15 protein-coding genes and 1 pseudogene are annotated in these 17,885 nt (G+C 31.9%); 13 read left to right on the plus strand and 3 right to left on the minus strand.

Annotation, left to right across the window (positions count from 1 at the left end):
* Positions 1-38: 38 nt before the first annotated feature.
* From pepI to G9F71_RS27530, 3 genes are all read right to left on the minus strand, one after another.
* On the minus strand, positions 39-920 hold the full coding sequence (gene pepI, locus G9F71_RS03095; protein WP_164949482.1) for a proline iminopeptidase: 882 nt from the start codon (positions 918-920) through the stop codon (positions 39-41).
* Positions 921-1,024: 104 nt separating this feature from the next.
* Positions 1,025-1,894 (minus strand): DUF1002 domain-containing protein, encoded by an 870-nt coding sequence (locus G9F71_RS03100; protein ID WP_164949483.1) that lies wholly within the window; start codon positions 1,892-1,894, stop codon positions 1,025-1,027.
* A gap of 95 nt (positions 1,895-1,989) precedes the next feature.
* A complete protein-coding gene (locus tag G9F71_RS27530) occupies positions 1,990-3,024 on the minus strand; it encodes a 3D domain-containing protein (protein ID WP_164949484.1) in 1,035 nt (344 codons plus the stop codon).
* 420 nt (positions 3,025-3,444) lie between these two features.
* On the opposite strand from G9F71_RS27530, the gene G9F71_RS03110 reads away from it, so the two are divergent.
* The 13 genes and pseudogenes from G9F71_RS03110 to G9F71_RS03170 all read left to right on the plus strand — a co-directional run bounded on the left by G9F71_RS03110 (position 3,445) and on the right by G9F71_RS03170 (position 17,858).
* Positions 3,445-4,164, plus strand: coding sequence for a TrkA C-terminal domain-containing protein (locus G9F71_RS03110; RefSeq protein ID WP_164949485.1), 720 nt, complete (start codon positions 3,445-3,447; stop codon positions 4,162-4,164).
* A gap of 245 nt (positions 4,165-4,409) precedes the next feature.
* On the plus strand, positions 4,410-5,279 hold the full coding sequence (locus G9F71_RS03115; protein ID WP_164949486.1) for a uroporphyrinogen decarboxylase family protein: 870 nt from the start codon (positions 4,410-4,412) through the stop codon (positions 5,277-5,279).
* Positions 5,280-5,503: 224 nt separating this feature from the next.
* On the plus strand, positions 5,504-6,553 hold the full coding sequence (locus G9F71_RS03120) for a YdcF family protein (RefSeq protein WP_164949487.1): 1,050 nt from the start codon (positions 5,504-5,506) through the stop codon (positions 6,551-6,553).
* Positions 6,554-6,787: 234 nt separating this feature from the next.
* Positions 6,788-7,729 carry a tRNA dihydrouridine synthase gene (locus tag G9F71_RS03125; protein ID WP_164949488.1) on the plus strand — a complete coding sequence of 314 codons (942 nt, stop codon included), beginning with the start codon at positions 6,788-6,790 and terminating at the stop codon, positions 7,727-7,729.
* Between the two features lie 443 nt (positions 7,730-8,172).
* Entirely contained in the window at positions 8,173-10,080 is a 1,908-nt protein-coding gene (locus tag G9F71_RS03130) for an acyl-CoA dehydrogenase family protein (protein WP_164949489.1), read from the plus strand.
* Positions 10,081-10,136: 56 nt separating this feature from the next.
* Positions 10,137-11,336: an FprA family A-type flavoprotein gene (locus G9F71_RS03135; protein WP_164949490.1), complete on the plus strand. Its 1,200-nt coding sequence runs from the start codon at positions 10,137-10,139 to the stop codon at positions 11,334-11,336.
* A 133-nt stretch (positions 11,337-11,469) separates the two neighbouring features.
* Positions 11,470-11,700, plus strand: a pseudogene (locus G9F71_RS03140) (nitroreductase family protein); the annotation flags it as partial.
* Positions 11,701-11,952: 252 nt separating this feature from the next.
* The gene (locus tag G9F71_RS03145; RefSeq protein WP_164949491.1) at positions 11,953-12,879 is read left to right on the plus strand and encodes a flagellin; all 927 of its coding nucleotides are present in this window, start codon (positions 11,953-11,955) and stop codon (positions 12,877-12,879) included.
* A gap of 100 nt (positions 12,880-12,979) precedes the next feature.
* A complete protein-coding gene (locus G9F71_RS03150; RefSeq protein ID WP_164949492.1) occupies positions 12,980-13,414 on the plus strand; it encodes a nucleoside 2-deoxyribosyltransferase in 435 nt (144 codons plus the stop codon).
* Between the two features lie 384 nt (positions 13,415-13,798).
* Positions 13,799-14,479, plus strand: coding sequence for a response regulator transcription factor (locus G9F71_RS03155; protein WP_164949493.1), 681 nt, complete (start codon positions 13,799-13,801; stop codon positions 14,477-14,479).
* A 1-nt stretch (position 14,480) separates the two neighbouring features.
* Entirely contained in the window at positions 14,481-15,893 is a 1,413-nt protein-coding gene (locus tag G9F71_RS03160) for a sensor histidine kinase (RefSeq protein WP_164949494.1), read from the plus strand.
* Positions 15,894-16,001: 108 nt separating this feature from the next.
* On the plus strand, positions 16,002-16,790 hold the full coding sequence (locus tag G9F71_RS03165) for a DUF3919 family protein (RefSeq protein ID WP_164949495.1): 789 nt from the start codon (positions 16,002-16,004) through the stop codon (positions 16,788-16,790).
* A gap of 33 nt (positions 16,791-16,823) precedes the next feature.
* Positions 16,824-17,858, plus strand: coding sequence for an ABC transporter substrate-binding protein (locus tag G9F71_RS03170; RefSeq protein WP_164949496.1), 1,035 nt, complete (start codon positions 16,824-16,826; stop codon positions 17,856-17,858).
* The last annotated feature ends 27 nt before the right edge of the window (positions 17,859-17,885 follow it).

Raw genomic sequence — 17,885 nt, forward strand, 5'->3', positions numbered from 1 at the left:
GGCTATATTACGGTGAGAGTCATCTCATGCTTTTACAACTAGTCGTTTTTATTCAACCACTTATTAAGCACATCTATATATTTTTCATTCTCTTCTACGAAGGGCATATGGCGACTGAATTCAAATAATTCCCACTGCGAATTTGGAATCTTGTCATACATTGTTTTTGCAATAAGTGGTGAGCAAAGATCAAGCAAACCGCTGATGATTAAAGAAGGTTCTTTAATATCTTCAATCTCTTTCATAAAATCAAAGTTTTTTAAGCTGCCAGATGGGCTGAATTCATTTTGACCCCATGCAGTTACATAAGCTTCTGTTCCAGAAACCTTTGGACGGCTTAAGCATTTTGGTGAATTCGGTCCTAATAGGCCTGCGCAGTGACGAAGCATGAATTCTGCTTCTGCTTCCTTATATTCTTTTGATGAATAATCGACCGCTTTTTCTGCTTTTGCAATGGCATCTTGCATTTCTAGCGGAAGATATGCAACTCTTCTACGCTGTTCCTTTTCCCAAAGCGAGGCGGATGGTAAAGTACTGGATAAGATGTAACTCTTGATTCCTTCTGGTTTGTATTCGCAAGCATATTGAATTGCCTGCATCCCTCCCCAAGATTGTCCCAATAAGTGGATTTCGTCTAGGCCTAAGTGTTTACGTAACTGGATTAATTCTTCAATCCATGTTTTCGCACACCATAAGTCAGGGCGGGAAGGTATTGCGGACAATCCGCATCCCAATTGGTCATACATAATAACCGCACGTCCATCTTCCGCAACTTTGTCAAGTACTTCAAAATAATTATGTGTAGAACCCGGTCCGCCGTGTAATAAAACCAATGGTTTTTTATTTCCTGTGCATTCACCTACTATACGATAGTAAGTCTTATATTCTAGATATGGAATATAGCCTTCAGTAATCTTCATAATCAATCTCCTTATGTATATTTGTATTTAGTAACAATAATTATGTCTTTTGTAAATTCGTAAACTTTAGTATTTAATTCTTATACCTCTCATGTTCATCTCATTTATGATTTTAAACTATCTGATATTCCTTTGAAGAAATTTCCAATAGAGGCACAAATACTTGCAAACCAACCTTTAGCCTTATCACTATCTAATGTATTTTTCATTGTACTAGCTACACCCTCAAGCTGTCCTTTTACTTTGCTGTAATCCAAGTTTAATTTATTTACATTTGTCATTAATCCAACAATACCATTTACATCATCTTTAGACAGAGTGTAATTGTAATTATTTGTTACATTATTTACTATTTTTGTTATACCTTCCTCAGTCTTAGGTTTATCTTTTATAACTTCATTCTTTACTTCATTGATTAATCCCGCAGCTTTATCTTGTCCAATTTTTTCACCTAGTTTGCCTGTAACTGCGACCTCTTCATTAGCTGTTTTCTTTGTACTTTCATCTAATTTCTTACCGTCTTTACTATTTTCGAATCCCTTTAATATGCCAGTCATAGCTGCCGTACCTGATACGGAGAATGGTGCAGAAACTTTAACATCAGCATTCTCAATGCCTGCTGTAATTAGGGCATTCTTTATCATACTAGCATTTACCCAAGTTACATTATGTGTATTAACTACTAAACCACCAGTAGTTGTCGGCTCAATATAGGAACATGATATCGCCTTATTACCTAATTGATCTTTAGATACTGTACCTCCTAGATATTTCTTCTCCTCGTTAGATGTTACTTCAACAACACTTGCACTATTCTTATCTACACCAAAATACTTTAGCATGTCCTCTTTCTGTTGATTCGTCAAATCATACCCTATAGTAACACTCTTATATGAATCAGCGTAGACATTGCTTATAGGTGTTGCAAACAAACTTGCTGTTAACATTACACCTAAGACTAATTTTTTATTCATTTAACAAGACCTCCATATTCTACATTATTTTACTGTTGTGACTTAGATATATTATAACCTAAATTATATTAATTTGGTAAACGAATTTTTTGATATTAGTTTATTATACGGATTCTTACATTTCTTCGGCCCCAATTAAGTACTTCAGCTTCTGTATTAAAAAATACATCTATGATACTACCTTTAATAGCGGAACCAGTATCTGATGCAATAGCATATCCGTATCCTTCTATATAAACTTTAGAGCCCATTGGTATAACACTAGGATCAACAGCTATAGTGCTATATCCATTTGGATTTCTAGTTGTTCTAGAACCTGATGATGTAAAACCGCCCATTGAATATGCGGTTGATTGTATAATGAAGTAGTTAGTTGGTTTTGATAAATCAATAGGTATAGCATCAGAATTAGACGTTGAACTTTTACTAGAAGCTAATTGTCTAGACATAGTAGCGGTCTTGATTGCTTCTAATTCTTTTAATATTTTTGCAGCGGCTAATTCTTTTGCATTTTTGTCAGCAATTAATTTAGTTTCTTTTTTAGTTACGTTGCTAAGAAGCACTTTGTGTTCCTTTATGTCTTTACTTAATTTTGTTAGAATAATTTCATTATTTGTTTTTAGCGCTGATAATTTATTATTCTCATTAGTTAATGTGTCTTTATGTTTTATTATAGAAGTTCTTTGTTCTTCTATTTTAGCAATGAGATTTTTATCATACTCTATTATCCTTTCAAGTGTATCTACTCTCGATATAAGATCACTAAAACTAGTTGAAGCTAAAAGTACCTCAAGATAACTATCTACACTATTTATATACATAGCTCTTGCTCTTTTTTCAAACAAATCTTCTTGATCGATGGCGCTTTTTTCTACAATTTCTAATTTAGTTTGTGTTTTGTTTATATCTTGAGAGATGTCATTCATTTTAGCTTTGTTAATGTCAATTTTATTTAACACCTTATCAAGTTCATTGTTGAAATTCTTTACTTGTATTTGTAAAGCTTTTTTGCTGCTTTGAGCTTGTTCTAATTCAGATGTTTGATTAGTACTTGGTGCAGCAAAAGTATTCACATTGATAGTTAGTGTTAATATTAGCATCATAACAACAGATATTATTTTTTTATTCATTTACTAACCTCCTTAAAATGGCTATCAATATTAATAATATTTTTTATTATATTATAACGTGATAAATAATTATGTTAAAAAGCGTATATTTGCTATTTTTTAAAAAAGACTAATTAATTTCTCTTTTAAATTTTAGGCTATGTTAGACAACAATGAGGATAATATATATAGTATTAAAAATAACCCTTTTCATTTCCTAATCCTCCATGCTCTATTAATTATCTTCATTTTATATCATTGTTGCTACACTTCATTATACAATTGTTTCTAATCTTGATGCAAACTTTTTACTTATATAATCCATTTCTTCCAATAGACAGTGATATATAAGATGACCTATCTTCATAAATAGTTGCAGCATTATACAAAAGCAGGTAAAATTAATTTATAATTGTATGTTTTTTATGAGGGGATGAAAAAATGTCTATTAATCTAGCTTTATTAATATTATTATTTCTAGTTATCTTATATATTACCATTATTGAAATATTTACAATAATTTTTATGATTACTGGAGTGTCTAATACCAGGGCTAAATTTCAAGTTATTTCACTGCTTACAAATTGTGGTTTCACAACAACCGAAAGTGAAATAATTGTTTCTTCTCGAAAAAGGCGAAAAATTGCTATTACAATTATGCTTTTCGGTAATATCTTTAATGTGGCCATAGTTTCACTTTTGGTCAACATGGTTATATCTTTTTCAAAAAATAAAGATTTCAATGCATTCCGATCTATTTTATATCTTTTGAGCTTTATGGTTTTTATTACAATAATAAGGAAGATACCATTTTTTAGAGTAACCTTTGATAATATCGTAAAGCGTATAGCAACAAAGGTAATCTTTACTAAGAAGGCGAATCCGATGTTAATTTTTGATAATTTTAATGGATTCGTAATTGTAGAGATAAAGATTGTTGAGGTCCCTGAAAAGCTTAATAATAGGACTTTATTGGAGTCAACAATTAGCAAGGACTATGGAATAAGAGTTCTAAATATTAAAAGAGATGATTTGTTAATGGGGGATATTTCAAAGGATGAAGTTATTATGAAAAATGATAGAGTACTGGTTTATGGACCTTTAGCAAATATCATTGATGTATTTGAACAAAAGCCTTCCCTTTATAGTAGAGCAAGCTAGAATTATAAAGGTACATATGTTTGAGGTATGCACATTTTAGCTAAAAAAACAAAATTGCTATTTTATTATCATAGGAATAATCTATAAGGAAAGATTTGATTATAGAAAATATCAATTAGACAGGTATTATTAAAGATGTTACACTGATGCGTAAACTATGGACCAAACAATATAAATATAGAGGAATTGATTTAAGGAAACAAAAAATATTAGAATGGCTTCATAAATAAAAAGGAGGGATTTGCATGGGTAAAATCATTGACTTTAATTGTACATATGATAATTCTATAGGAATGTTTAAAGAAGTTACACAAAAAACAAATCTGCAGTTTCCAGAAGCTTATAAACATTGGGATAGCATGACGATACTTGCGAAAGAGTTAAAAGAGCATGATAAGTCACCATTTTGTGAATTACCATTTTGTCATACAGTTGAAGGGGAGGCAATGGGTGGAAGCATTAATTATGGGGATGATAAAATAGGGCCAAGAGCGAAGGATTATATATGCACAACTGCAGAAGAGATATTAGCCTTACCAGAAATTGATTATTCAAAAGGACGTATATCAGAAGTCTTAAAAGCCTGTGAATATCTAAGGGAAAAGGGAGAAAATGTTGTGCTGTATGTTTCAGGTCCTTTTACTATTATGAATGTATTGATAGATCCACGTCATGTTTTTAAGATTTTCAAAAGAAACCCAGAGGCTATGAAGGATATTTTTCATAAGTTCCAAAATGAAATATTGCGTTTTATAGCAGAGGCTCAAAAATCGGGGGTCAATATGATTAGTTATGGTGATTCATCTGGAGGATTAAATATTTTAGGGCCTAAGGTTTCAGAGCAAGTGGTAGAGATGTTTACTTATCCATTACTAAAAAGTATAGAAGAAATCTTAAGTAATGAAACCATTGTATTACTTTGTCCAAAAACCACCTTTGCATTACTCGGAACAGATAAAGCGGTATGGAAAGATATTCAAATGAAAGCCCCTATAAAATATGCCAAGGCTTGTGTAGAAGTGATTGGTAAAGCAAAATTTATTGGACAAATGTGTATTAAAAATAAAGAATTTGAATTGAAAAATGGAATAATTAAAGCAATTAATTTGCTTTAGTTGTTATATTGAAGTGTACTTTATGTTCCCTCAGACTAATCTTTGAGGGATTTTTTGCAATTAAACAAGACTGATATTCTTATTTTAAAAAATAATTCTGCTATATTAAAAAAAATATAGAACTTTTATGATATAAGTAATACAATGATATTAAAATGTAGAAATATAAAGAAAAAAGTATAATAAAAATATAAACTAAAATTAAAGAAAGGAGGTCTTATTATATGGAAGCAATAATTATTATAATGACTACAATAGTTACATTAATTGTTTTTCTAGCATCATTTTTAATAGATAAAAGAAGACTTATAAATGGCTTTTTATTTAATATATTTTTGATGTCACTATTTATGGCTATAACATATTGTGCATTCAAAACTCAAAATCGTATTTTAATTGGCTTTGTACTTATTATATTTATTATATTAGGAATAGTCCTATTCTTTGCTGTTTATGCACTGATAATTGCATTACTAATTAATTCAAAAATTGTTATAAAGAAAGAAGGACGAAGCATTTCTAATTTGTTAACACTATTTTTAGCAATAGGCTTAATAGGTATATTAATATGGTCAGCTATTAATCCAGAAAGGTTTTTGCCAAAAGAGGCAAATGCGGTATTAAGTTGTGTTTACTTAATAGGGGTCTACTATTGTATTGATATATTTAATTTTTTGGTAGCATCTTTAATATATCAATTTAACAAACCTAAGCTAAATCAAGATTTTGTTATTATATTAGGATGTGGATTAAATAAAGACAAAGTGACACCTCTACTTGCTAGTCGTATAAACAAAGGAATTGAATTTTACAAAAAGCAAGCAAGAGTAACCACACCTCCAAAGATGATTTTTTCAGGAGGAAAGGGTAATGATGAGGAAATATCAGAAGCATTAGCTATGTGTAGATATGCAATTTCTAATGGAGTTCCAGAGGAAGATTGTATTATGGAGGATAAATCAGTAAATACATTGCAAAATATGAGATTTTCTAATGAGATTATGGAAAAAATAAAAGGTAGTAGTGTATATAATAGTATATTTGTTACAAATAACTTTCATCTATTTAGAGCAGGAATTTATGCTAAAAAGGCAGAATTAAAATCTCAAGGAATAGCTTCCAAGACAGCAAAGTTCTTCATTCCAAATGCATTAATTAGGGAATATATCGCAATAGCAGTTATGTATAAAAAAAGACATATAATTGTAGTAAGTATTATTTTAGCAATAGGTATTGCACTAGCCTTTGTTGAACATTTTGCTATAGTAGGTTAAAAACATATAAAATAATATTCCATTAAGAAAATGCTTAGTTGAGTAGCTTTTTTCTTCAAGTCTGCTTATACGACTACTCCATCAGTAATATTCAAATTTAAATAAACATGGTATAATAAAGTGAAAAAATTGTATGAACAAAGAACAATCACAAATTTAGTTGTTTTAAATGGCAAGTGGCGTGTGTCACATTGATAGAAAGGTAACTATGTAAATAAAGGAGCTATTAGATATATGAATTTTTATTTCGCACCTATGGAAGGTTTGACTGGGTACATTTATAGAAATGCCCATAATGCTTTTTTCAATAATATAGATAAATACTTTTCACCTTTTATTTTTGCAAATCAAAGTGAAAGTTTTAAAACTCGGGAATTAAATGATATTTTGCCTGAAAACAACCAAGGACTAGTTTTGATTCCACAATTACTAACCAATAATGCAAAAGATTTCATACATACTTCAAAGAAAATAAAGCTGATGGGATATAATGAGATTAATTTAAATTTAGGATGCCCTTCTGGAACTGTAGTTTCAAAAAATAGAGGAGCTGGATTTCTTTCAAAAAGAGAAGAACTTGATGTGTTTTTAGATGAAGTTTTTTCTCAATCCATAACAAAAATCTCATTAAAAATCAGGATAGGAAAAGATAAGCCGGAAGAATTTTATGATTTAATTGAAATATTTAACAAATACCCTATAGAAGAGCTTATTATTCATCCAAGGATTCAAAAAGATTTTTATAAAAACAAGCCTAATCTGAAAATATTTAAGGAAGCCTTGAGTTTAAGTAAAAATCCTGTTTGCTATAATGGTGACATTTTTACAATCAAAGATTACAAGGAGTTTTCGGCTGATTTCCCTAGTGTAGATACTGTAATGTTTGGCAGGGGATTATTAGGCAATCCTGGACTAATCAGCAGTATTACAAATGATATTAAACTTGAAAAAAAATTACTAAAAGACTTTCATGATAAAATTTATGAAGATTATAAAAGAATACTCTTTGGAGATAGGAATGTCTTGTTTAAAATGAAAGAATTATGGTTTTATATGATTACAGTGTTTTCTGATAATGCAAAATATGCAAAAAAAATTAAGAAATCAGAAAGGTTATGCGATTATGATGAAGCTGTTTCAAGCTTATTCAGAGAACAGGATGTTTTAGAAAATTGAAAAATATTTTTATTGAAAAAGCAAAAATCATATTGGAAAACTCCAATATGATTTTTGTTTTTTGAAGAGTAGATTCGGGAAATACGCACTTATTAATATGAATTTTAGACGTTTGCGATGTTACATAAAGGTAATTGAGGAACATAAAAAAAGGACAGTGATATAGTTAGTATCGGTGAAAATAAAGTTTGAGTTAAGCTTGTAATGTATATCTCTTAGGTATACAATGAAAGTATACGGTTTTGGTATACATTTGAGGAATGTGTTTACAAGTATGGTTGATACAGTAAAATATATTAATTAGATGGATTCCAAAGGTGAAAAAGAATTGGCGGAGTCACCTGAGTTTGATGAGTTTTGATTGCGGCAGTTCAATGTTGTGGTTTTACAGATTTAACAAAACGACATTCATGAAACCGTATTAATTAAAGGGAGGTGTATTAATGTTTTTTAAGACTATGGAACAACATGAAATTTTGAGGACAAAAATAAGAGAGTTTGCGCAGGAGGAAGTTAAACCTATTGCATTTATGTTAGACCTAGAAAATAAATTTCCAACGGATGCAATTAATAAGTTAGCTGATATGGGGATGATGGGGATCCCATATCCAAAAGAGTACGGTGGTGCAGGTCTGGACATAATTAGCTATGCAATCGCCGTTGAGGAATTATCAAGAGTGGACGGTGGGACAGGCGTAATACTATCCGCTCATACATCCTTGGGTGCGTACCCAATTTCTGCCTACGGAACAGAGGAGCAGAAACAAAAATACTTGGTTCCATTGGCAAAGGGAGAGAAAATTGGCGCATTCGGTCTTACCGAAGAAAATGCTGGTAGTGATGCAGGTGGTACGGAGACAACAGCAGTCCTCGAAGGTGATTATTACATTTTGAATGGTGAAAAAATCTTCATAACCAATGCAGGGAAGGCTGATATTTACATTGTTTTTGCAGTTACATCGCCGAATATAGGTATTCGTGGCATCAGTGCGTTTATTGTAGAGAAGGGCCTAGAAGGATTTAGTATTGGCAAGCATTATGACAAGATGGGTATTCGTTCGTCAGCCACTGCAGAGCTGATTTTCAACGACGTGAAAGTTCCTAAGGAAAACCTATTAGGCAGTGAGTGTGATGGTTTCAAGATTGCTATGGCAACTTTGGATGGTGGCCGTATTGGTATTGCAGCTCAGGCTCTTGGAATAGCGCAAGGCGCTTATGAGAATGCTTTGGAGTACTCAAAAGAAAGAATTCAATTTGGCAAACCTATCTGTCAGCAACAGATTATCGGTTTTAAGTTGGCCGATATGGCGACAAAGCTTAGAGCAGCTAGATTACTTATTTATAGTGCTGCGGAGCTTAAAGAAAATCATGAACATTACAGTATGGAAGCTGCTATGGCGAAACAATACGCTTCTGACGTTTGCCTTGAGATTGTAAATGATGCTCTTCAAATATTTGGTGGAAACGGCTATTTGAAAGGTATGGAGGTTGAGCGTGCTTACAGGGATGCTAAGATTTGTACAATATATGAAGGAACTAATGAGATTCAACGTGTGGTTATAGCTGCTCACATAATAGGTAAGATGCCGAAAAGCGAGCACGCAAGTAAAGTTTCGAAGCCTGTGCCTGCAACGGGTTATCGAAAGAAAGTTATTTACAAAAAAGGAACACCACAGGAAAGAGTCCAAGCTCTTGTGGAAGCTCTTAAGGCAGATAATTATGACTTTACAGTTGGAATTCCTTTAGATACTCCTATTACTAAGGCTGAAAGGGTAGTTAGCGTAGGTCTAGGCATAGGGGAAAAACAAAATATGAAGCTTATAGAAGACTTGGCAGTTCAAGTTGGTGCAGCTATAGGGTCTTCACGTCCAGTAGCTGAAACACTTAAATATTTACCACTGAATCGCTATGTTGGTATGTCTGGTCAAAAATTCAAGGGAAACCTTTACATTGCCTGCGGTATTTCAGGGGCAGGTCAGCATTTGAAAGGTATAAAAGATGCGACTACAATAGTTGCTATAAATATCAATCCTAATGCGAAAATTTTTAAGAACTCAGATTACGGTATTGTTGGTGATTTAATGGAAATATTGCCATTACTCACTGCCGCTTTAGATAATGGAGAAACAAAGAAGGAGGCTCCACCGATGAAGAAGATGAAGATGGCCGCTGAAAAGAAAGCTATTCCAACTTGGAAACATTATGTATGTAACGGATGCGGTTATGAATACGATCCTAGCATTGGTGAACCAGAAGGTGAAGTAGTACAGGGTACTCTCTTTGAAAATATACCGCAGGAGTGGACTTGCCCTGCTTGCGGTGAAGAAAAAGATATGTTTATAGAAGTCTGATTCCTATAATAATTAAACATAATAATGTGTTTTTAGTGTAAAGGAGGATTATATGTATGTATTGTGTTAGAAAAATAACTGAGGATCTTTATTGGGTTGGTGGAAGCGATCGTCGCCTTGCTCTCTTTGAAAATATTCATCCAATTCCACGAGGTGTTTCCTATAACTCTTATCTACTAATAGACGAGAAGACAGTACTTTTTGATACAGTGGACTGGTCAATTTGCCGTCAGTTCCTTGAGAATATTCAACATGTTCTAGGCAATAAATCTTTAGATTATATGGTGATTAATCATATGGAACCGGATCATGCAGCGTGTATTGAAGAAATTATTCTTCGTTATCCGGATGTAAAGATTATATGTACCCAGAAGGCTTCCTTGTTTATGCATCAGTTCGGTTTCCATATCGATGGCAACGTAATAGAAGTTAGTGAAGGAGATACTATGTCCTTTGGAAAACACAACGTTACATTTGTGGCAGCTCCAATGGTACATTGGCCAGAAGCTATGGTGACATATGATGCTACCGACGGTGTATTATTTTCCGCTGATGCCTTTGGTTCTTTCGGTTCTTTGGATGGTCAGCTGTTTAATGATGAGCTGAACTTTGACCGGGATTGGATTGACGATGCCAGAAGGTATTATACAAACATCGTAGGTAAGTATGGGCCTCATGTTCAGAATCTTTTGAAGAAGGCGAGTAGCATTGACATCAAGATTATCTGCCCGCTACATGGACCTGTATGGCGTAATGATTTGGGATACTTGTTAGATAAGTACGACAAGTGGAGCAGGTACGCACCTGAGGAAAATGGTGTAATGATAGTTTATGGAACAATGTACGGCAATACAGAGGCCGCTGCAAGCGACTTGGCAACAAGGCTTGTGGAAAAGGGAATGACGAATGTGGTTATGTATGATGTTTCAAAAACTCATGTTTCTTATTTGATTTCTGAGACATTCAAATATAGTCATGTGGTTCTTGCTTCAGTAACATATAACTTGAAGATTTATCCACCGATGCTGAATTATATAATGGATATGAAGGCATTAAATCTTCAAAAACGAACTTTCACTCTTATAGAAAATGGTTCATGGGCTCCTCAATCCGGAAAATTGATGCGTGAACTTTTGGGTGAGATGAAAGAAATGACTATTTTAGATAATGAGATGTCATTGAACTCCAGCATGAAAGAAGATGATGCGGATTCAATGGATGCCATTGCAGACAGCATTATCGAGTCAATGAAATAATTTAAGAAAAACATAAATTTGGGACCTGCTCATGGATAAAATTCGTGATCAGGTCTCTTTTGCTATACATGTTAATATTAAATTTATAATCTCATTTTGATTTTAAGACTATTGACTAAAGTAGGTAATTAATTTACTAAACTTCATTAAATTTAGAAGAACTATAAGACAATTTAAGGATAAAGAAGTAGAAGAAGAAAAATTATCGAAAATCATAGAAGCTGGAAGATTTACTCAAACTGGTAGTAACATGCAAGATGTTTCTTACATAGTTGTAAGAGAAGGACTACAAGAGCTTAAAACTTTAACGCTAGAAACTTTAAAACAAATTGGAGAACATATGCTGATAAGGCGCAAGATAGAGGATATAAATCGGAAGAAGAAATGTAGCACTGGCTGAAGCTGGTGCTATTTTTTATATTAATAGATTTATAAAAAAACTAGAAAAATATAAATATCAGAAAAAATTTAATATATAGGTAATAAATATTAAAAAAATAGTTACATATAATAGAAAAAATGTCTATAATATAAAGTAATGGTAGCAACAAAATGTATATATAAATTTTGGATGCAAAGACTGACTGCCACAAAATTGTTACATGGAGGCATTTATATGATTATTAATCATAATATTAGTGCTATGACGGCATGTAGATATATGAATATAAATTTAGCACTTGCAAATAAGGCTATGCAAAGGATTTCTTCAGGTCGTAGAATTAACAGTGCTGCAGATGATCCTGCAGGACTTGCCATTTCAGAAGGCATGAAAGCACAAATTAGGGGACTTCAACAGGCTTCAAGAAATGTACAAGATGGTATATCTGTACTCCAAGTTGCCGATGGAGCTTTAACTGAAACTCATTCAATGCTTCAAAGACTTAGAGAATTAGCAGTTCAGGCTACTAATGGTACTCTATCTCCGGAAGATCGAAAAAATATACAAATAGAGGTGGATCAATTAACTTCAGGAATTAATAGAATTGCTACAGATACAGAATTTAATACAATAAAAATACTAGATCCTAGTACTGGAAAATATGATGCAGTTGATTCCCAGCTTAAAATTCAAATTGGTGCAAATTCAGGTCAGGTTATGGCAATTCCAATTGTAGATATGAAATCAAATGCACTAAATATAAGTGGCACAGCAGGTGCTGTGGTAACATCTAAAGATGGAAGTGTTAAAGGTAGATTTTCTACTACTAAGTGCAGTGATGCATCAGGGTATGCATTAGATGTTTCTACACCTGAAAATGCAGGTGCTGCAATAAAAATTTATGATGATGCTATAAACCAAGTATCATCTTCAAGAGCTACTTTAGGCGCTATGCAAAATACATTAGAATATAGAATAGGTTATCTCGACAATACTGCTGAAAATTTAACTGCTGCAGAATCCAGAATAGTGGATGCTGATATCGCAAAGGAAATGATAGAATATTCAAAGCATAATATGCTTTATCAAGTTTGTCAGGCAATGCTTATTCAAGCAAATCATCAGTCAGAAAGTGTAATTGAACTTTTAAAATCTTTGTAAAATGCTACCTGCTATCTGGTGGCTTATTGTCTATTTTTATTTAGATAGGCATATTGCACAGATGGGCAGTGAATCTAAAAAGTAGGAAGGAGTACATATAATGAAAATATATATTGCGGCTCCATTGTTTAATGAAATGGAGTTAAAAAGAAATCAAGAGATAGCATATATTATTGAAGAATTAGGGTTTGATACATATTTACCTCAACGAGATGGTGGGAATTTAGCGAAACTATTAGAAAATGCTACTGCTGAAGAGGCAGTGGTTATTGAAAAAAATATTTTTCTAATGGATATAAATGCTATGAATGAATGTGGTATGATTATATTTTTAATGGATGGGGGTTCCCTTGATGAAGGTTCATGTTTCGCATTGGGGCATATGTATGCTAAAGGAAAGAGGACTATAGGATATAAAACTGATATCAGAAATTTTGCAAATGGAAAGGACAACTTAATGATTCAACAATCCTTGGAAATAATATTTAATAATAGGTGTGAGTTGAAAAATTTTTTTAATAAACTCAAAGGATAGTCTTATTGGAAGAACAACAAAGTAACATTATGAAGAGAAATTTTTAATATACCAACTCAAGACTGATAGAAATCAGTCTTGAGTTGGTATATTTTAATTATAACATCCAGAACCACCAGGCATTTAATGATAAAATCGGACGTTTTGCTGAAAAAGCTTTCAATAGAAATTATAAAAGAGTTTGGCAAAGGTTTTGGTATGAGAAATTCAAGCGTTTTTGTTATGAAGTTTTTGGGGAAAAGTTAAGTTTTTTAAATTTGACTATTATACAATTTTAGACAAGTAATTTGAAAATTCTACAATTTTTACGTATAATAAGCAGGAACTACAAAATCCTATAAGTACTTTGAATGCTTTTGGATATATAGGAAGGAGGGGTTTAAAATGAAAATTTTACTTATAGATGACGAGGAGAGCATTTTAAATTTAATCCGTATGAATTTGGTATTGGAAGGATTTGAGGTAGTAACTAGTGCTACTGGTAATATCGGAATCAAGAAATTTCAAGATGAAAAACCAGACTTAGTTCTACTTGATTTAATGCTACCTGATTTAAATGGCTATGAAGTTATGAAGAGAATGCAACAGATTAATAGGGAAATTCCCATTATTCTTCTTACTGCAAAGGGCCAACTCAATGATAAACTCCTAGGTTTACAGTTAGGGGCAGATGATTATATTACAAAGCCCTTTGATAGTCGGGAAATTATACTGCGTATACGAGTAATTTCAAGGCGAATAAATCAATCAAAGCTTCTTAATGAAAATTCTGAAAATAAAATAGAAAAAGGATTCATTAAACTACTAAAAGCTGAAAGAAAGATTTTTATAGATTCTGTAGAAGTGCAATTTACTTTTCGTGAATTTGAAACTATAAATCTTTTAATACAAAATATTAATAAGGTTTTTACTAGAAAAGAGCTACTAGAAAAGCTTTGGGGCTATGATTATGAGGGTAACACAAGGGCTGTTGACATTCATATAGAACGAATTCGTAAAAAGTTTAAAATGCATGGAAATGCTATTCAAACTATTTATGGTGCCGGATACAGATTAGAGGTATGAAATGAAAATTGGTATAAAAAATAAAATCGTAATTATGAATATAGCCATTTTACTTCCAGTTTTGCTTATTGTATGCTTAATTACTATTGGTAACCTTTATAAAAATATACTAGGTAGTTCTATTACCATGTTAAAACAAGAGAGTTACAACAGTCAATTAAATATCATTACATATTTAGAGAACGAAAAAAACGTAGGGTTGCCAGTGCTTCTTAAAAATATGGGCCCTTTTATTGCTAAAAATTTATCTGATCATTATAAATTCAGAATTCAACTATACAACAAGGATGGACTAGTAGGAGATTCTGAAGAATACCCTATAATTTCAGAGAATAAAGATGTGATTCATGCACTTTCAGGAACCAAATCCTATATTATAAAAAAAATTGAAAATAAGCAATACATTTTATTTTCCAGTCCACTTTATTTTGAAGAAGAAACTATTGGTTGCTTTCGATATATTTACCCCTTAGATAAAGAAATCGGACTAGTTAAAAATACCAGTGTAGCTATGTTGCTTCTAGGCATATTAGCGCTGTTTTTTTCTATTTTCTTAAGCAATATATTTTCTAGAAAAATTGTAAGTCCCATTGTATCCTTAAAAAGAGCTTCTCAGAAGGTTGCAAATGGAGATTTTACAAATACTATAGAAATCGATACCACAGATGAAATCAAGGACTTAGCGGACTCTTTTAACCTTATGTCCACTAATATCAGTAATTCTATTTTAAAATTAAAAGATGAAAAAGCAAATCAAAAAAGATTTTTAGATAACGTTACCCATGAATTAAAAACACCTATAACCTCAATCATTGGATATGCAGATTTACTCCCTAGAGTAAAGACGCAGGAAGACAAAATTCAATGTTGTGATTATATCCAAAAGGGTGGACATCGCTTACTTTGTCTTGTGGAAGAATTGTTAAACCTCTCTAAATTAAATAAGGAAGATTTCCAAATGGAAGCAAAGCAAACAAATATTAAAGTAGTAATAGAGGAAAGCTTGTTAATTTTAAAGCCTAGATTAGAGAAATACAATATTTCTATAGAAACATTGTTATTTGACCATTTCCTTTGGATAGATGAACAAAGAACAGAACAAGTATTTTTAAATATACTTGACAATGCTATTAAATATAGCGATTGTACTTCTATTGTTATAAAAATGTTCGACGCGGCAGGTCCATTAATTGTTTCAATTTCAGATAATGGTGAAGGCATACCAAAGGAGCATTTGGAAAAGATTTTTGAGCCTTTTTATACTGCAAATAAAACGCTACAAAATCAATATGGGGGTATGGGACTTGGACTTGCAATTTGCAAGGAGATTATGAAAAAAGAGCAGGGTGATATTTCTATAAGTAGTGACAAGGGAACAAAAGTGGAATTATTTTTTGAATTGTTACAAAGCTGATACAATTTTGATGTAATTCTGAAAACGTTTTTTGCTATTATAAGGAGGAAGAGAAAAATAAATATTTTAAAGAAATATAAAAAATTATTTATTATTTATTTTGTTTTTATGCTATCGTTAGGAATCATAATATTTTGGCAATATAAAAAAAATTATGATCATTTAGTACTTATTCAGGATAGAGAACAAGTTTTAGAGGCTGCACGGACCTCTACGCCTGTAAAATTAGAAGTTTATAGTAACCGTTGGGGGAAGGCTGTTATTTCTGATAGTAAGACTATTGAGAATATATGGAATGTTATAGACGCGATGTCTAAGAGCAGTCCCTTGCAAGAGAGCCAAAATACGTATAATTCTGATGAAATCAGTGGCACCATTTATTATTTAAATGGTAAAAAATCTACATTTAGCTTAGGAACTTACCTAAAAATTAGCGCTATTATATATGGAAATCCTAAAGATAAGCCTTATGTGGATAAGCTTAAAAATTATGTGTATGAAATTTTATGTCGTCCTGAAAATCTAAGCAACCTTATTAATGAACGAAATAAAGTTACCGTAGTAGATAGCAATAATAATATACAAAAATGTGGTAGTGATGATAAAACCTCTATTTGTAATAAGATACTAAAATGTTCTAAAATTCAGGATAATGAAGCACTAGAAGAAGCAATAAATACAAAGGGAAAAGTGTTATACCATATAAAAACCTATATGGAAAAAGAAAGTAGTTCTATTATAAATACAAAAGAAACTTCCTATGCAATTATAAATATTGATGTATATAAAAATGGATATATTGTTATTCAAGATTTTAGTAATGAGGTAGTAAATGCAATATATATGAAAGGAAATTTACTAGAGGTTTGTAAAAACATCAGTAAAACTGGTATTTAATTTTTATATTTCATATATTTTGGAGGTATCTTAATGAAAGCTTATAAATTTACTGTATTTATTCTACTCTTGTTTTGTTTTACATTGTTCACTGCATGCAATAAAAACCAAGGTGCCTATCCTAATTTACAAGGTGAAAAAATTTTGGTTTATGTAGCCTTTCATGAAGATGAGGCTAAACCATTATTAGAAGGGTTTAAACAAAAGACTGGTTGTGAGTATTCCATTTTGCGATTTCCTACTGGGGAGGCTTTAGCTCGGGTAATGGAGGAAAAAAAAGATCCTAAAGCAGATGTTTTTTTAGGAGGCACAGTAGATGCCCATGAGTCCATGAAAAGAGAAGGCATAATTGAGAAATATATATCTAAAAATGCCAGGTCCATTTCTGAAAGATATAAAGATAAAGATGGGTATTGGACAGGACTTTATATAGAAGCCTTATCTATTGGTATCAATAAAGAACGATGGGACGCGGAGTTTAAATCAAAGGGTATAAAGCAGCCAGAAAGCTTTGAAGATTTGTTAAATCCTGCTTTTAAAGGTGAAATTATTATTCCAGATCCAAAAACCTCTGGCACCGGCTACACTTTTGTTTCTTATCTTGTACAATCTATGGGAAAAGAAAAAGCCTTAGAATATCTAGGCAAACTCAGCCGTAATGTGGCACAAGTTACTGCAAATGGATTTACTCCAGCACAAAAGGTAGGTATTGGTGAATATTTAATTGCTGTTAATTTTATAAATCAGCAGCTTATAGTTAAAAAATCTGGATTTAATATAGAATCTAAAATTCCTAAAGATGTGGGATGGACCCTTTGTGCAGTTTCTAAAATTAAAAATGGTCCAGACTCTAAGGCCGCAAATGCTTTTATAGATTATTGCTTAACGCTAGAGGCTGGCAATGCTCTAAAAAATTTTTCTATGGCCATGTCTACAAGAGAAGATGTATCCATTCCAGAGGGGGGGCAAAAGTTAAAGGATCTTCTAGCTAGTGAAAAATATGATTTTAAAAAAGCAGCTATTGACAAAAAAGATATGTTAGATGCCCTTGAAAAGATCAATCCCTAAATTTATATATAAATCAATATTCTTAAA

This window comes from Clostridium sp. FP2 (assembly GCF_011065955.2).
GTDB classification, from domain to species: domain Bacteria; phylum Bacillota; class Clostridia; order Clostridiales; family Clostridiaceae; genus Clostridium_AD; species Clostridium_AD tagluense.

What these genes read in the sequence shown, in the direction of transcription:
- pepI (WP_164949482.1), bottom strand. Translation starts at nt 920, where the DNA reads ATGAAGATTACTGAAGGCTATATTCCATATCTAGAATATAAGACTTAC.
- G9F71_RS03100 (WP_164949483.1), bottom strand. Translation starts at nt 1,894, where the DNA reads ATGAATAAAAAATTAGTCTTAGGTGTAATGTTAACAGCAAGTTTGTTT.
- G9F71_RS27530 (WP_164949484.1), bottom strand. Translation starts at nt 3,024, where the DNA reads ATGAATAAAAAAATAATATCTGTTGTTATGATGCTAATATTAACACTA.
- G9F71_RS03110 (WP_164949485.1), top strand. Translation starts at nt 3,445, where the DNA reads ATGTCTATTAATCTAGCTTTATTAATATTATTATTTCTAGTTATCTTA.
- G9F71_RS03115 (WP_164949486.1), top strand. Translation starts at nt 4,410, where the DNA reads ATGGGTAAAATCATTGACTTTAATTGTACATATGATAATTCTATAGGA.
- G9F71_RS03120 (WP_164949487.1), top strand. Translation starts at nt 5,504, where the DNA reads ATGGAAGCAATAATTATTATAATGACTACAATAGTTACATTAATTGTT.
- G9F71_RS03125 (WP_164949488.1), top strand. Translation starts at nt 6,788, where the DNA reads ATGAATTTTTATTTCGCACCTATGGAAGGTTTGACTGGGTACATTTAT.
- G9F71_RS03130 (WP_164949489.1), top strand. Translation starts at nt 8,173, where the DNA reads ATGTTTTTTAAGACTATGGAACAACATGAAATTTTGAGGACAAAAATA.
- G9F71_RS03135 (WP_164949490.1), top strand. Translation starts at nt 10,137, where the DNA reads ATGTATTGTGTTAGAAAAATAACTGAGGATCTTTATTGGGTTGGTGGA.
- G9F71_RS03145 (WP_164949491.1), top strand. Translation starts at nt 11,953, where the DNA reads ATGATTATTAATCATAATATTAGTGCTATGACGGCATGTAGATATATG.
- G9F71_RS03150 (WP_164949492.1), top strand. Translation starts at nt 12,980, where the DNA reads ATGAAAATATATATTGCGGCTCCATTGTTTAATGAAATGGAGTTAAAA.
- G9F71_RS03155 (WP_164949493.1), top strand. Translation starts at nt 13,799, where the DNA reads ATGAAAATTTTACTTATAGATGACGAGGAGAGCATTTTAAATTTAATC.
- G9F71_RS03160 (WP_164949494.1), top strand. Translation starts at nt 14,481, where the DNA reads ATGAAAATTGGTATAAAAAATAAAATCGTAATTATGAATATAGCCATT.
- G9F71_RS03165 (WP_164949495.1), top strand. Translation starts at nt 16,002, where the DNA reads ATGCTATCGTTAGGAATCATAATATTTTGGCAATATAAAAAAAATTAT.
- G9F71_RS03170 (WP_164949496.1), top strand. Translation starts at nt 16,824, where the DNA reads ATGAAAGCTTATAAATTTACTGTATTTATTCTACTCTTGTTTTGTTTT.